General features: G+C 61.4%; 14 protein-coding genes and 1 other RNA gene. 8 read left to right on the forward strand and 7 right to left on the reverse strand.

Features of this window, described 5'->3' with window-relative positions:
• The first annotated feature begins 31 nt into the window (after positions 1-31).
• A complete protein-coding gene (locus AK821_RS20255; RefSeq protein WP_064391290.1) occupies positions 32-1,195 on the forward strand; it encodes a zinc-binding metallopeptidase family protein in 1,164 nt (387 codons plus the stop codon).
• 148 nt (positions 1,196-1,343) lie between these two features.
• Positions 1,344-1,440: signal recognition particle sRNA small type (ffs, locus tag AK821_RS20260), an RNA gene on the forward strand.
• A 196-nt stretch (positions 1,441-1,636) separates the two neighbouring features.
• On the opposite strand, the gene AK821_RS20265 is transcribed toward ffs, so the two are convergent.
• Positions 1,637-2,386: a substrate-binding periplasmic protein gene (locus AK821_RS20265; protein ID WP_064391291.1), complete on the reverse strand. Its 750-nt coding sequence runs from the start codon at positions 2,384-2,386 to the stop codon at positions 1,637-1,639.
• 145 nt (positions 2,387-2,531) lie between these two features.
• Here AK821_RS20265 and dnaX point away from each other — a divergent pair, with 145 nt between their 5' ends.
• From dnaX to AK821_RS20290, 5 genes are all read left to right on the forward strand, one after another.
• Positions 2,532-4,634 carry a DNA polymerase III subunit gamma/tau gene (dnaX, locus tag AK821_RS20270; protein WP_064391292.1) on the forward strand — a complete coding sequence of 701 codons (2,103 nt, stop codon included), beginning with the start codon at positions 2,532-2,534 and terminating at the stop codon, positions 4,632-4,634.
• Positions 4,635-4,701: 67 nt separating this feature from the next.
• Positions 4,702-5,040, forward strand: a complete 339-nt coding sequence (locus AK821_RS20275) for a YbaB/EbfC family nucleoid-associated protein (protein ID WP_016984747.1) — start codon at positions 4,702-4,704, stop codon at positions 5,038-5,040.
• Between the two features lie 192 nt (positions 5,041-5,232).
• Positions 5,233-6,267: an NADP-dependent oxidoreductase gene (locus tag AK821_RS20280; RefSeq protein WP_064391293.1), complete on the forward strand. Its 1,035-nt coding sequence runs from the start codon at positions 5,233-5,235 to the stop codon at positions 6,265-6,267.
• A 66-nt stretch (positions 6,268-6,333) separates the two neighbouring features.
• Positions 6,334-6,936, forward strand: a complete 603-nt coding sequence (gene recR / locus AK821_RS20285; protein WP_064391294.1) for a recombination mediator RecR — start codon at positions 6,334-6,336, stop codon at positions 6,934-6,936.
• 157 nt (positions 6,937-7,093) lie between these two features.
• The gene (locus tag AK821_RS20290) at positions 7,094-8,242 is read left to right on the forward strand and encodes an acyl-CoA dehydrogenase family protein (RefSeq protein WP_064391295.1); all 1,149 of its coding nucleotides are present in this window, start codon (positions 7,094-7,096) and stop codon (positions 8,240-8,242) included.
• 111 nt (positions 8,243-8,353) lie between these two features.
• On the opposite strand, the gene AK821_RS20295 is transcribed toward AK821_RS20290, so the two are convergent.
• Positions 8,354-8,902: an adenine phosphoribosyltransferase gene (locus AK821_RS20295; protein WP_007918333.1), complete on the reverse strand. Its 549-nt coding sequence runs from the start codon at positions 8,900-8,902 to the stop codon at positions 8,354-8,356.
• Positions 8,903-8,980: 78 nt separating this feature from the next.
• A complete protein-coding gene (fnr, locus tag AK821_RS20300) occupies positions 8,981-9,715 on the reverse strand; it encodes a fumarate/nitrate reduction transcriptional regulator Fnr (RefSeq protein ID WP_008088813.1) in 735 nt (244 codons plus the stop codon).
• A gap of 154 nt (positions 9,716-9,869) precedes the next feature.
• Here fnr and AK821_RS20305 point away from each other — a divergent pair, with 154 nt between their 5' ends.
• On the forward strand, positions 9,870-10,352 hold the full coding sequence (locus AK821_RS20305; protein WP_064391296.1) for a hypothetical protein: 483 nt from the start codon (positions 9,870-9,872) through the stop codon (positions 10,350-10,352).
• Here AK821_RS20305 and hemN read toward each other — a convergent pair.
• The 4 genes from hemN to AK821_RS20325 all read right to left on the reverse strand — a co-directional run bounded on the left by hemN (position 10,349) and on the right by AK821_RS20325 (position 15,263).
• On the reverse strand, positions 10,349-11,731 hold the full coding sequence (gene hemN, locus AK821_RS20310; RefSeq protein WP_064391297.1) for an oxygen-independent coproporphyrinogen III oxidase: 1,383 nt from the start codon (positions 11,729-11,731) through the stop codon (positions 10,349-10,351). The two genes, AK821_RS20305 and hemN, sit on opposite strands and share 4 nt — an antisense overlap.
• A 170-nt stretch (positions 11,732-11,901) precedes the next feature.
• Positions 11,902-12,585: a sulfite exporter TauE/SafE family protein gene (locus AK821_RS20315; RefSeq protein ID WP_064391298.1), complete on the reverse strand. Its 684-nt coding sequence runs from the start codon at positions 12,583-12,585 to the stop codon at positions 11,902-11,904.
• Positions 12,578-12,790, reverse strand: coding sequence for a cbb3-type cytochrome oxidase assembly protein CcoS (gene ccoS, locus AK821_RS20320; protein WP_064391299.1), 213 nt, complete (start codon positions 12,788-12,790; stop codon positions 12,578-12,580). The genes AK821_RS20315 and ccoS overlap by 8 nt, the downstream gene beginning before the upstream one ends.
• Before the next feature lie 22 nt (positions 12,791-12,812).
• Positions 12,813-15,263: a heavy metal translocating P-type ATPase gene (locus AK821_RS20325; RefSeq protein WP_064391300.1), complete on the reverse strand. Its 2,451-nt coding sequence runs from the start codon at positions 15,261-15,263 to the stop codon at positions 12,813-12,815.
• Positions 15,264-15,345: the final 82 nt, after the last annotated feature.

Genomic DNA, 15,345 nt, shown 5'->3' on the forward strand with positions numbered 1-15,345 from the left:
TAGTCTTGGCAAGCCCCAGGGAGAGATCGCCATGCACCGCTTTTTCGAGCAGCTCAGTTCCCGCATCATCGCGCCGTTCATGGGCGAATCCTCACGCAACAGCAAAGTCTGGCCGTGCCGCTGCGGTCAGTCGCTGTTCTTTCGCAACAGCCAGTGCCTGGCGTGTAATGCCTTGCTCGGTTATCAACCCGAAGAAAGTCGCCTGACCTCTCTGCAGCCGGGACCGTACGAGGGCACCTGGACGCTCGACGCCGATCCCGACTCGGGATTGTTCCGCCGTTGCGCCAACCTCGACACCGCTGCTGCGTGCAACTGGCTGCTGCCGGCCAACGATCACGACAGCCTGTGCGTCGCCTGCAGCCTCAATCGCACCATCCCCGACCTGTCCGATCCAGACAACCCCGAGCGCTGGCGCAAAGTCGAAATCGCCAAGCGGCGTCTCGTCGCGCAACTGATTACCCTGGGCCTGACCGTCATCCCGAAAACCGTGGATGAAGACACCGGTCTGGCCTTCGATTTCATCGGTGTCGACCTCGAAGGCAATGCGCCGATGACCGGCCACGCCAACGGCCTGATCACCCTCGACATCAAAGAGGCTGACGACGCCCACCGCGAGCAGGTGAGGGCGGCGATGCATGAACCCTACCGCACGCTGCTCGGGCATTTTCGCCATGAGGTCGGCCATTATTACTGGGATCGCCTGATCGCCAACGGCCCCTGGCTCGGTTCATTCCGAGATCTATTCGGCGACGAGCGCGCCAGTTACGCCGAGGCGCTGGGTCGCCATTATCAACAAGGCGCGCCACTCGACTGGCCGCAACAATACGTCAGCGCCTACGCAACCATGCACCCTTGGGAAGACTGGGCGGAAACCTGGGCGCACTACCTGCACATGATGGACGCCGTCGACACCGCACTGGGCTTCGGCATGAGCGCGCGGGAAATGGATTTCGACTACCAGCCGTTTCCGACCAGCACGCTCTACGACCCTGAGCATCCCGGTGGCGCGGCGTTTCTGTCATTCGTCAATGCCTGGATTGAACTGGCCGGCATGCTCAACGAATTGTCGCGCAGCATGGGCCAGCCGGATTTCTACCCGTTCGTGCTGCCGGCACCGGCGATTGCCAAGTTGCACTTCATTCATCTGGTGATCCAGCAGGCGGGCGGCAGGGCGGACGAGGTTCTGGCCCTGTAGGAGCTGCCGAAGGCTCGGGCCGCGATCGGACGATCTTTATGTCCTTGAAGCGATTCATATTTTTAATCTACAACCAACGGTTGTAACTTCGTCTCAGATAGGTACAATGGCGCGGCTCGCCGACAGGCAAGCGTCGTTATGGTGACCCCATCGGTCCCCCCGCAACGATTACCCGTGAACCTGGTCAGAGCCGGAAGGCAGCAGCCACAGCGGGAACATTGTGTGCCGGGGTGTGGCTGGTGGGGTTACCACCTTAACGAACAATCGAACGCTTCAACCAGAACTGCATGGGTTTCGCCCACTGCGGTTTTTTTGTGTCTGCGATTTGTCAGGTCGGCACAAATTCCTTGTAGGAGTGAGCCTGCTCGCGATGGCGGTGTGTCAGTCAGTTCATTTTTGGGAGACAGGACGCCATCGCGAGCAGGCTCACTCCTACAGGGGTTATGGGGTGCCTTCAGAGGATCCGGTATAGAGCCGGATAATCTCATCAATCTCCCCCGACATCTTCATCCGCAACAACGTGCGCAATATCCGTTGCACCGGTACCTTCGGATCATTGCGCACATAGCAACCGACCTTCTGCTCCTGCAGCACCGCCACCCCTTGCAGTTGCTGCTCCGGCATCAACCGCTGGTTAAACCAGTCCAGCGTCCACTGATTACTCACCGCATAGCGATAACGCCCGGCCATCAGCTTCTCCAGCACCTGTTCTTGGTTGCGCGCATCTTCGCGCTGCAGTCGATCAGCATCAAACAACGGTTGCAGGGTCGGGTAGGTGTAGCCGAGAACGGTGCCGATGGATTGGCGGGGCAAATGCGCAGGGTCGGCGCTGGCGGGTTGATCCTTGCGGCTGATCAACAGATCGCGCTGGAAGAACAGCGGAAGGCTCCAGATGTAATCCCCTGACTGATTCGGCAGCCACGACTGCGCGGCATAGCAGCGCACATCAATCTCGCCGTGCTCCATAGACGTCTGCACGCGGGCGCGGGGCAGGACGTGAAACTCGGCCGGTACGCCGACCTGCGTGGCCAGGCTGAGCATCAGATCATAGAGAATGCCCTGAGTCGGGCGGCCGCGTTCGTATTGCACCATCGGCATGGCCCAGCTGTCGGGCATGGCGAAGCGCAACGGGGTTTCCGCTGCCGTCACATTCAGGCTGATTCCCAGCAACGCCCCCACAGCCCACCGCATAAACGCTCCGGTAATTCCCGCTCCTGAGCCGATAAAAGCCTCTGCTGATGCAGCTTAGCCATATTAGACGAGGACACCGGATGCAATTTTGCCCTTGCTCCGCTAGCATTAGCCGCTTCTGCTTCCTTCGCTGCGACGGTTTTCGATGAGTTATCAGGTTCTTGCACGTAAATGGCGTCCGCGCTCGTTCCGCGAAATGGTCGGCCAGACCCATGTGCTCAAGGCTCTGATCAATGCCTTGGACAGCCAGCGGCTGCACCACGCGTACCTGTTCACCGGTACGCGCGGGGTGGGTAAAACCACGATTGCGCGGATCATTGCCAAATGCCTGAACTGTGAGACAGGTATCACTTCCAGCCCGTGCGGCGAGTGCTCGGTGTGCCGGGAAATCGACGAAGGTCGTTTCGTCGACCTGATCGAGATCGACGCCGCGAGCCGCACCAAGGTCGAAGACACCCGCGAGCTGCTCGACAACGTGCAGTACGCGCCGAGCCGTGGGCGCTTCAAGGTCTATCTGATCGACGAAGTGCACATGCTTTCCAGCCATTCCTTCAATGCGCTGCTGAAAACCCTTGAAGAGCCGCCGCCGTACGTCAAGTTCATCCTCGCGACCACTGATCCGCAGAAACTTCCGGCAACGATTTTGTCGCGCTGCCTGCAGTTCTCGCTGAAGAACATGACGCCGGAGCGCGTGGTCGAGCATTTGACCCACGTCCTCACTGCCGAAAACGTGCCGTTCGAAGACGATGCACTGTGGCTGCTCGGTCGCGCCGCTGACGGTTCGATGCGGGATGCCATGAGCCTGACCGATCAGGCGATCGCCTTCGGTGAAGGCAAGGTGCTCGCTACCGACGTACGGGCGATGCTCGGCACGCTGGATCATGGTCAGGTCTATGATGTCCTGCATTCGTTGATCGAGGGGGACGCCAAAGCGCTACTCGAAGGCGTGCGTCACCTGGCCGAACAAGGCCCGGACTGGAACGGCGTGCTCTCGGAAATTCTCAACGTGCTGCACCGTGTGGCCATCGCTCAGGCGCTGCCGGAAGGTGTCGACAACGGCCATGGCGACCGCGATCGCGTGTTGGCACTGGCGCAGGCCTTGCCAGCCGAAGACGTGCAGTTCTATTACCAGATGGGCCTGATCGGTCGCCGCGATTTGCCGCTGGCGCCGGATCCGCGCGGTGGGTTCGAGATGGTCCTGCTGCGGATGCTCGCCTTCCGGCCCGCTGATACAGCGGACGCGCCGAGGCAACCGCTAAAGCCAGTGGGGATCAGCCAGGCCACAGTTGATTCCGCAAACTCAGTGGCTGCCGCGCCTGAACCTGCGCCGGTAGTCGCTGCTGCTGTTGCGCCGGCTCCAGCTCCGGCACCCGTGGCGGTACCAGCGCCTGCACCGGCTCCCGAGCCCGCGCCGGTTGCTCCTGTTGCCGCGCCAGAACCTGAGCCCGCGCCTGTCGTTGCCGAAGCCGTCGTCGACCTGCCGTGGAATGACCCGGTAGAGCCCGAGACGGAGCCAGAGCCCGAACCCGCGCAGCAACCTGCCGTCGAACCGGTGCTGGAAACCGCCGCCGAGCAACCCGAGTTGCCGCCGATGCCGTTGCCGACCCCGGACAGCGTCGTTCCGCAGGCCCCAGAATGGGCTGCAGCACCGATTCCCGAGCCTTCGGTCGCCGACGTCGATGCCGCTACACCAGGCATGGACCTGGACGACGAGCCGCCGCTCGACGAGGACTATATCGAACCGGACATGGATTCGGCTTACAGCTACCTCGACGAACTGGCTAGTGAACACGCTGCCGAGCCAGCCCCTGAGCCCGAGCCAGAACCGGCTGCGGCACCGGCCACCGGTCTGGCATTGCAATGGCTGGAGCTGTTCCCGAAATTGCCGATCTCCGGCATGACCGGCAGCATCGCCGCCAATTGCACGTTGATCGGCGTCGATGGCGACCATTGGCTGATGCACCTCGACCCGGCGCACAGCGCACTGTTCAACGCCACGCAACAGCGTCGTCTCAACGATGCGTTGAACCAGTTCCACGGTCGCACGTTGACCCTGACCATCGAGCTGATCAAGCCCGAGCAGGAAACCCCGGCTCAGGCCGCGTCCCGTCGCCGTGCCAACCGTCAGCGTGAGGCGGAGGAATCGATCCATGGTGATCCGTTCATCCAGCAGATGGTGCAGCAGTTCGGTGCCGTCGTGCGACACGATACTATTGAACCTGTCGATGCCTTGGTCGCCCAAGGCTAATAACTGAAGGTGCCTGGCCTCGAAGGCCGGGCGCTGTTTTGATCCAAGTACTTTTGAGGTGATTCCCATGATGAAAGGTGGCATGGCCGGCCTGATGAAGCAGGCGCAGCAGATGCAGGAAAAAATGGCCAAGATGCAGGAAGAACTGGCCAACGCTGAAGTCACCGGCAAGGCCGGCGGCGACATGGTCACCGTGGTGATGACCGGTCGTCACGACGTCAAAAGCGTGAGCATCGACCCAAGCCTGGTCGAAGGCATGAGCGAAGACGACAAAGAAATGCTGGAAGCGGTCATTGCCTCCGCCGTCAACGACGCTGTGCGCAAGATCGAAAAGAACAGCCAGGACAAAATGGGCAACATGACCGCCGGCATGAACCTGCCAGCCGGTATGAAACTGCCATTCTGATTCGCCAATCGGCGGCAGATGAGCTACACAAATGCCAGGCCTTGCGCCTGGCATTTTTGTTTCTGACTGATCGTTCCCACGCGGAGCATGGGAACGATCAGCCCCGGCACCTGAATAAACATCGAACGCGCAAAAGCCTCAACGGTCTGCTCCCTATACCCGCTGAATTCACACTTCACAGGAGACGCTGACATGTCCGACCCTCTCACGCTCAACCAACGTTTCGTCCTCGCCTCGCGCCCGGTCGGCGCACCCACCCCGGAAAACTTTCGTCTCGAACGCGAGGCGCTGCCGGATCTTGCGGATGGCGAGGTGTTGCTGAAAACCCTGTACCTGTCCCTCGATCCCTACATGCGCGGACGCATGAGCGATGCACCGTCCTACGCTGCCCCGGTACAAATCGGCGAAGTGATGACCGGCGGCGCTGTCAGTCGTGTCGAGGATTCGCGTCATCCGAAATTCCATAAAGGTGATCTGGTCGTTGGCGCCACCGGCTGGCAGAGCCACAGCATCAGCGACGGCCGCAACATCATTCCGATCCCGGCCGGGCTGCCGAGCCCGTCGATGGCCCTGGGTGTGTTGGGCATGCCAGGCATGACCGCGTACATGGGGTTGATGGACATCGGTCAGCCTAAAGAAGGCGAAACGCTAGTCGTAGCCGCTGCATCCGGCGCGGTGGGCTCAGTGGTCGGTCAAGTGGCGAAGATCAAAGGCCTGCGGGCGGTCGGCGTGGCGGGCGGAGCCGAGAAGTGCAAATACGTGGTCGAGGAACTGGGTTTCGATGCCTGCATCGATCACAAGGCTGCCGATTTTGCCGAGCAACTGGCCAAAGCCTGCCCTGATGGCATCGACATCTATTACGAAAACGTCGGTGGTCACGTATTCGATGCCGTAGTGCCGCTGCTTAACCCAAAGGCGCGCATCCCGTTGTGCGGGCTGATTGCCGGTTACAACGCCTCCGAGGCGCCGCAAGGCCCGGATCGCCTGCCGATGCTGCAACGCACATTGTTGACCAAGCGCGTGCGCATTCAGGGCTTTATCGTGTTCGACGACTACGGTGATCGTCAGCCGGAGTTCATCAGCCACATGGTGCCGTGGGTGCGCGACGGCAAGGTGAAATTCCGCGAGGACGTGGTCGATGGTCTGGAGCAGGCGCCCGAGGCGTTTATCGGTCTGCTGGAAGGGCGCAACTTCGGCAAACTGGTGGTGCGGGTTGCACCGGACTGAGTATTTGACGCTGGCCAGAGGCGCGGGTATAAACCGCGTCTCGTTGTTTTGTCGGACTTTTTACCCATGAGCTTCAGCCCTTTGATTCGCCAACTGATCGACGCGCTGCGCACCTTGCCGGGCGTGGGTCAGAAAACCGCCCAGCGCATGGCGTTGCAGATGCTCGAGCGTGACCGCAGCGGCGGCTTGCGCCTGGCGCAGGCCCTCAGCCAGGCCATGGAAGGCGTCGGGCACTGCCGTCAGTGCCGCACGCTGACCGAAGACGATCTGTGCCCGCAATGCGCCGATACCCGCCGCGACGACACGTTGCTGTGCGTGGTGGAAGGGCCGATGGATGTGTATGCCGTCGAGCAGACCGGCTTCCGTGGGCGCTACTTTGTGCTCAAGGGGCATTTGTCGCCGCTCGATGGCCTCGGGCCTGAGGCGATCGGCATTCCGCAGTTGATGACGCGGATTGAAGAAGCGGGGACGTTTACCGAAGTGATTCTCGCAACCAACCCGACCGTGGAAGGTGAGGCAACAGCGCATTACATCGCGCAGTTGTTGCAGAACAAAGGCCTGATCGCGTCGCGCATTGCCCATGGGGTGCCGTTGGGCGGTGAGCTGGAACTGGTCGATGGCGGCACGCTGGCGCATTCGTTTGCCGGGCGCAAACCCATTTCTCTCTGATAAAAATCAAAAGATCGCAGCCTTCGGCAGCTCCTACAGGGAAACGCGTATTTCCAATGTAGGAGCTGCCGAAGGCTGCGATCTTTTGATCTTCTGCATCTTGTAAACCAAGCAAGCGCTCGGTTAAGTTCGGCGAACCCTTCCGTGGAGCTCGCCCATGCTTGCCTTTCAGGAATACTTCGATCCCAGCCACCAATTGGTCCGCGACAGTGTCCGACGTTTCGTCGAACGCGAGATCCTGCCGGACATCGATCAGTGGGAAGAAGCCGCAAGCTTCCCCCGTGAGCTGTACCTGAAAGCTGGCGCCGCCGGCATCCTCGGCATCGGTTACCCCGAGGCGCTGGGTGGCAGCCATGAACGCGATCTGTTCGCCAAGGTTGCCGCCAGTGAGGAACTGATGCGCTGTGGCTCAGGCGGGCTGGTAGCAGGGCTTGGCTCGCTGGATATCGGTTTGCCGCCGATCGTCAAATGGGCCCGTCCCCAGGTGCGGGATCGTGTTGTGCCTCAAGTGCTTGGCGGCGAGAAAATCAGCGCCTTGGCAGTCACCGAACCCGGTGGTGGCTCTGACGTTGCCAACCTGCAAACCCGCGCCGTGCGCGACGGCGATGTCTACCGGGTCAGCGGCAGCAAAACCTTTATCACCAGTGGCGTGCGCGCGGATTTCTACACCGTCGCGGTGCGTACCGGTGCGCCGGGTTTCGGCGGTATCAGTCTGTTGTTGATCGAGAAGGGCACGCCCGGTTTCACCGTCGGCCGTCAGCTTAAGAAAATGGGCTGGTGGGCGTCGGACACCGCTGAATTGTTCTTCGACGATTGCCGTGTACCTGTGGGCAATCTGATCGGCGCCGAGAACATGGGCTTCGCCTGCATCATGGGCAACTTTCAGAGCGAACGACTGGCGCTGGCACTGATGGCCAACATGACCTCACAGCTTGCGCTGGAACAGAGCCTGAAATGGGCGCGCGAGCGTGAAGCGTTTGGCAAACCGATCGGCAAGTTTCAGGTGATCAAACATCGGCTCGCCGAGATGGCGACTGCACTGGAGGTATCGCGGGAGTTCACTTACCGGCAAGCGGCGAAGATGGCGGCGGGGCAGAGTGTGATCAAGGAGATTTCCATGGCGAAGAACTTTGCCACGGACACTTCGGACCGGATCACCACCGAGGCGGTGCAGATTCTGGGTGGGTTGGGTTATATGCGTGAGAGTCTGGTGGAACGGCTGTATCGGGATAACCGCATTCTGTCGATTGGCGGCGGGACGCGGGAGGTGATGAACGAGATCATCAGTAAGCAGATGGGGCTTTGAATGGTTGCTGGGGCTACTGGCCTCATCGCGAGCAGGCTCACTCCTACAGGGGGAACGCATTCCAAATTGTAGGAGTGAGCCTGCTCGCGATGGCGGCCTGAAGGGCGCTACTTACTTATCGGTCAAGGCAAACTGCGTCAGGCAGAAGGTAGGGATACCCATGTCCTCAAGACGCTGCGAACCTTGCAACTCCGGCAAATCAATAATCGCCGCCGCCTCATGCACCCGCGCGCCCATGCGGCGAATCAGGTTGGCTGCTGCGATCAGCGTGCCGCCCGTGGCGATCAAGTCATCGAACATCACCACCGAGTCGCCTTCGCACAGGCTGTCGGCGTGCACTTCCAGAAACGCTTCACCGTACTCGGTTGCGTAACCTTCGGCCAACACGTCCGCTGGCAGTTTGCCTTGCTTGCGGAACAACACCAGCGGCTTGTTCAACTGATAGGCCAGCACCGAACCGATCAGGAAACCACGGGCATCCATCGCGCCGATGTGGGTGAAGTCGGCTTCGACATAGCGGTGGGCGAAGCTGTCCATCACCAGGCGCAGGGCGGTTGGCGACTGGAACAGCGGGGTGATGTCGCGAAAGATCACGCCCGGTTTCGGGAAGTCGATCACTGGGCGGATAAGCGATTTGATGTCGAAGGAGTCGAAGACCATCGTCGAGGTGTCCTGGCAGGGCTGCAAACGGCGCAGTATACCCGCGGCTGAAACGCTTCGCTCAACCGCAGATCGACATTAACCTTCGAGCGAGCCACCGGCCAGCGCGCAGAGCTGGATCGGGTCGAGGATGTGAATCTCCTTGCCCTCGGCGGCAATCAATTGGTTCTGCTGGAAACGGGTGAACACCCGGGACACGGTTTCCACCGCGAGACCGAGGTAGTTGCCGATTTCGTTACGCGACATTGCCAGGCGGAACTGATTGGCTGAGAAGCCGCGCGCGCGGAAGCGGGCGGACAGATTGACCAGGAACGTGGCGATGCGCTCGTCGGCGGTTTTCTTCGACAGCAGCAACATCATTTGCTGGTCGTCGCGGATTTCGCGGCTCATCACACGCATCAACTGACGGCGCAGTTGCGGCAATTGCAGGGCCAGTTCGTCGAGGCGTTCGAAGGGGATTTCGCAGACCGAGGTGGTTTCCAGCGCCTGGGCCGACACCGGGTGTTTCTCGGTGTCCATGCCGGACAGGCCGACCAGTTCGCTCGGCAGGTGGAAACCGGTCAGTTGTTCTTCGCCGCTGTCGCTCAGGCTGAAGGTTTTCAGGGCGCCGGAGCGTACTGCATAAACGGAATCGAACGTGTCGCCCTGACGGAACAGGAACTCGCCTTTTTTCAGCGGGCGGCCGCGTTTAACGATTTCGTCCAGCGCATCCATGTCTTCCAGATTCAGAGAAAGTGGCAGGCAGAGAGGGGCCAGGCTGCAATCCTTGCAATGGGCCTGGTTATGAGCGCGCAGTTTGACTGGCTCGGACATTTCTTAAATCCTTGTGGGAAAACACACATAAGCTGTAAGGGTAACCCACGAGAGGACATTCAGGCCAGTCTACGGCGACTTTGTCCCACAGCCATAAAGCCGCAGGGCAAGCCGCCGATAAACAGGTATCAGAACGCATACAAGGAACGATTCGATGGCCGCCATTGGCACGCTGGGCCCCGCTGGCAGCGACGTTGCGGCATTGCCGGAGACGTTTAAAGCGTCTTCGGGCAGTGCACGCGACGCGGGCTCGACCGAGGAAGCAACCCCGACCTTGGTCGAAGGTGTCAAAGTGTCGCTGTCTGGAGCGTCCATCGAAAAATCTGCCGGCGCTGGCGGCGATAATCGCGATATCGAAGAAAGCGGTCTGCCTGAGAACATCCAGCAATTGTTGAAGATGATCCGTAAATTTCAAAAAGAGATTGCCGAGAAAAAGGCGCTCATCGAAGCGGTGATGGCTGACAAGCGTCTTTCCAACGAAGAAAAGATCACCAAGACTGCCACCCTGCGCGGCGCCATCGCCGCGCTGAACACCGGGTTGATCACGGCCAATCTTGCCTTGTCGAAAGTGGTCGGGCAGTCGGGCCTCACGGCAGATCAGAACCTGAAAGTCGGTTCGCTGCTGATGAAAAACTAGATCACCCGCGAGAACCGCTGTCGGTTCTGCTGTTCCAGGTAGGCGTCGAACACCATGCAGACCGAGCGCACCATCAGGCGCCCGGCCGGCAACACCTTGATCCCTTCGCGATCAAGCTCAATCAGGCCGTCGTTGGCCATGCCTTGCAGTTGCGGCCACAGCGCACCGAAATATCCCTGAAAATCGACATTGAATTGCTGTTCGATCTCGGCGAAGTCGAGGCTGAAATTGCAGATCAGTTGCTGAATCACCGCGCGCCGCAGCCGATCGTCGGCATTGCATACCAGGCCTCGACTGGTTGCCAGTTGCGCGGCGGCTAGGGTGTGCTGGTATTCGTTGAGGTCGCTGCTGTTCTGGCAATACAGGTCGCCGATCTGGCTGATCGCTGAAACGCCCAGGCCGATCAGGTCGCAATGGCCGTGAGTGGTGTAACCCTGGAAGTTGCGTTGCAGGGTTTCTTCCTCTTGGGCAATCGCCAGTTCGTCGTCGGGCAGGGCAAAGTGATCCATGCCGATGTAGCGATAGCCGGCGGCGGTGAGCTGTTCGATGGTGCGCTCGAGCATTTCCAGTTTCTGCGCGGGCGCAGGCAATTCACTGGCATTGATCCGCCGCTGGGGCATGAAGCGCTCCGGCAGGTGCGCGTAGTTGAACACCGAGAGCCGGTCCGGTTGCAGGCTGATCACCTCTTCCACGGTACGGGCGAAGTTGTCCGGGGTCTGCTTGGGCAGGCCGTAGATCAAGTCGATGTTGATCGAGCGAAATTGCAGGGTGCGCGCGGCGTCGATCACGGCGCGGGTTTCTTCCAGGCTTTGCAGGCGATTGACCGCACGCTGCACCGTCGGGTCGAGGTCTTGCAGGCCGATGCTGACCCGATTGAAGCCGAGCTCGCGCAACAAGCCCATGGTGGACCAGTCGGCTTCGCGCGGGTCGATTTCGATGCCGTAATCGCCGGAATCGTCATCGAGCAAATTGAAATGCTTGCGCAGGTGCGCCATCAACTGGCGCAGTTCGTCGTGGCTGAGAAAAGTCGGAGTGCCGCCGCCAAAGTGCAGTTGCTCGACCTTTTGCGTCGGGTCGAGGTGACAGGCGATCAGCTGGATTTCCTGTTCGAGCCGTTGCAGGTATGGCAGGGCGCGGCCGCGATCCTTGGTGATGACCTTGTTGCAGGCGCAGTAGTAGCAAATGTTCGCGCAGAACGGCACATGCACATACAGCGACAACGGGCGCAGGGCCTTGCGGCTGTCACGCAGGGCATGGAACAGGTCGAAGGTGCCGACCTGACTGTGAAATTGCACGGCCGTCGGATAAGAGGTGTAGCGCGGCCCCGCCAGGTCGTAGCGGCGGATCAGATCAGAGTCCCAACGAATGGCGTCGAGCATGCGGGCATTCCCCCGGATAGGCTGGCAGTGTGGCGAGTCTAGGGGAGGGCGCGCAGGGGCATCTTGATTTGCATCAACAGCATAAGATCAAAAGATCGCAGCCTTCGGCAGCTCCTACAGGGAAACGCATTCCAAAGGTAGGAGCTGCCGAAGGCTGCGATCTTTTGATCTTAATGGCCCATCAACCAATGCTGATGCGGCCCCGGCAATGTCCAGATGCCAAACAGAATCACCAGCAAACCCCCCGCCATGCGCACGCTGCGTTTGCGCAAAATGGCCGTGACGCGTTCTGCCGCGAGGCCCGTGGCGAGCAGCACCGGCCAGGTGCCGAGCCCAAACGCAAGCATCAACAACGCACTGTCCAGCGCGTTGCCCTGACTCGCCGACCACAACAATGTGCTGTAAACCAGCCCGCACGGCAGCCAGCCCCACAACGCGCCAAGCAGCAGCGCGCGGGGCAGACTCGACACCGGCAGCAAACGGTTGGCGACGGGTTGGATGTAGCGCCACAAACCGCGTCCGAGACTTTCAATGCGCGTTAGCCCGCTCCACCAGCCGGCCAGATACAAACCCATGGCGATCAGTAACAACCCGGCCAATACACGCATGAATAACGCTGCAGGACTGTTCGCCCCCGCCCACCCCGCCAGCCCGATCAGCAAGCCCGCCGTGGCATAACTGAGGATTCGGCCCAGGTTATACGCCAGCAACAAGCGGAAACGTCGGCTGCGTTGCTCCTTGGGAATCGCCAGGGTCAACGCGCCCATCAAGCCGCCGCACATGCCCAGGCAATGGCCGCCACCGAGCAAGCCGAGGATCAGCGCCGAGATCAGCAGTGGCACCAGTTCAAGCATCGGGCGGGGCCTTGTCGTCTGCTTTGCTGGCGTTGGCTTCGTCCACCGCAGCAGTGTGGTTCGGATCCTGATCGTCGAACAGGATGCTGTGGGCCGGGCCGTCGAGATCGTCGTACTGACCGCTGTCCACCGCCCAGAAGAAGATGTACACGGCGATGGCCACGATCAGCAGTGCGGCCGGGATCATCACGTAGAGAGCTGGCATCTGTACTCCAGGCCCGCGCGGCTCAGGCCGGCAGCGGGCGGGTTTCTGAGCGGTGGCTGACTGGCGCCGGGCTCGGCAAGCGAGTCAGGCGCAAGGCATTGAGCACCACGGTCAACGAACTGATCGACATGCCGACGGCGGCCCACACCGGAGTGATCCAGCCAAGGGCGGCGAATGGCAACATGAGGCCATTGTACAGCGCCGCCCACAGCAGGTTCTCGATGATTACCCGACGGGTTCGCCGCGCGAGGGTGAAGGCCTGGACCAAGGCGTCGAGACGATTGGACAGCAGCACGGCATCGGCACTGGTTTTCGCCAGATCCGTGGCCGAGCCCATGGCCACGCTGATATCAGCGGCAGCCAACACCGGCACATCGTTGACGCCGTCGCCGAGCATCAGCACCTTGCGGCCTTCCTTGTGCAGTTGTTGCAGCACTTGCAGCTTGTCGTCGGGGCGCAAACCGCCACGAGCCTCATCAATACCCAGTTCCGCCGCCACGCTAGCGACCATCGGCGAGCTGTCGCCGGACAACAGCAATGTGCGCCAGCCACGCGCCTTGCACGCGGCGAGCCGGGCGGGGGCGTCGTCGCGCAAGCGGTCGTCGAGGCCGCACCACGCCAGCGGGCCTTGAGCGTCGCCGGGCCGCAACCAGTGGCCAGCCCCGCTCGGCATGGCCGGCACACCGGCGCCGCTGAGAGCACAGACAAACGCGGCCTGACCGATGCGCAAGCGCTGCTCGCCGACCAGCCCTTCGAGGCCAAGTCCCGGCGTACTCTGGACGTCTTCAGCGGCGAGCGGCGCACGGCCGAAGGCGCGGGCAATCGGGTGTTCCGAGCGGTTTTCCAACGCGGCAGCGAGGCTCAGGCATTGGTCGCTGTCGTGCGCGCCGAGTGGGCGAATCGAACGCAGTACCAGCCGGCCTTCAGTGAGCGTACCGGTCTTGTCGAAGATCACCGTGTCGATCTGATTCAAGCCTTCCAGCACATGCCCGCGCGTCAGCAGTAAGCCGAGTTTGTGCAGGGTGCCGGTGGCGGCGGTGAGGGCAGTCGGCGTTGCCAGCGACAGGGCGCACGGGCAGGGCGCGACGAGCATGGCGAGGACGATCCGGAACGCGCGCGAAGAAGCCAGCTCCCACCACAGCAGGCCGATGGCGGCAGCGGCGATCAGCGACAGCAGCAGGAACCATTGCGCGGCGCGGGCGGCAATTTCTGCCAGACGCGGTTTTTCCGCCTGAGCGCGCTCGAGCAGGCGGACGATAGCCGACAGTCGTGTGTCCTGGCCCAGCGCCTGCACTTCCACGGTCAGCGCGCCTTCGACATTCAGCGTGCCGGCGGTCACAGCATCACCGGGCATGCGCGGTTGCGGCAGGTATTCGCCGGTCAGCAGCGATTCGTCGATGCTCGATTGGCCATCGATGATCTTGCCGTCTGCCGGCAGAATCGAACCGGGCGGGATGAGGATTTGATCACTCAGGCGCAATTCGCTGAGCAGAATGCGTTCGCTCTGGCCGTGGTTGTCCAGGCGCAGACACGAAGCGGGCAACAGATTGACCAGTTGGGCCGTTGCAGCCGCTGTGCGTTCCCGTGCGCGGCGTTCCAGGTAACGTCCGGCGAGCAGGAACAGCGCGAACATGCCCACTGCGTCGAAGTACAACTCGCCGACACCGGTGATCGAGGTCCAGATCCCGGCGATGTAGGCGCTGCCGATCGCCAGCGACACCGAGACATCCATGGTCAGGTGTCGTGTGCGCAAATCGCGCATCGCGCCTTTGAAGAACGGCGCGCAGCTGTAGAACACGATCGGCGTGGTCAGGAACAGCGCCACCCAGCGCAGGATCGTGTGTAGCTCGGGGCTGAGGTCGATGTTGAATTCCGGCCAGGTGGCCATGGTCGCCATCATCGCCTGGAACCACAGCAGCCCGGCGACGCCGAGCTGGCGCAGGGCCAGGCGGTTTTCGCTGGCCAGTTGTTCGCTGGCGCGATCAGCCTGATAGGGATGGGCGGCGTAACCGATGTGGCGCAGTTCGGCGAGGATCTGGCTCAGCGGCAATTGCGCGTCGGCCCAGCTCACGTGCAGGCGATGGTTGGACAGGTTCAGCCGCGCCTCGGCGACGGCGGGCAGCGTGCGCAGGTGTTTTTCAATCAGCCAGCCACACGCGGCGCAACTGATGCCTTCCATCAGCAGGGTGGTTTCGGCCAGCTCCCCTTGGTGGCGCACAAAGGGTTGCTGGACGTCGGCGCGATCGTACAGCGCCAGTTCATCGACCAATTGCACCGGCAATGCTTCGGGGTTGGCTGAGGCTTCGCTGCGGTGTTGGTAGTAGCTTTCCAGACCGCCGGCGACGATGGCTTCGGCCACAGCCTGACAGCCCGGGCAGCAGAACTCGCGGGATTGTCCGAGCACGACAGCGGTGAAGCGGCTGCCAGACGGAACGGGCAGGGCGCAGTGGTAGCAGGGGAGTGGGCTGGTCATCGAGTGTTCACTAATACTGCTGATTCACTACACCCCCGTGTAGGAGCTGCCGCAGGCTGCGATCTTTTGACTTTAAAACAAG

Source organism: Pseudomonas sp. RIT-PI-r, assembly GCF_001297015.1.
Classification (GTDB): domain Bacteria; phylum Pseudomonadota; class Gammaproteobacteria; order Pseudomonadales; family Pseudomonadaceae; genus Aquipseudomonas.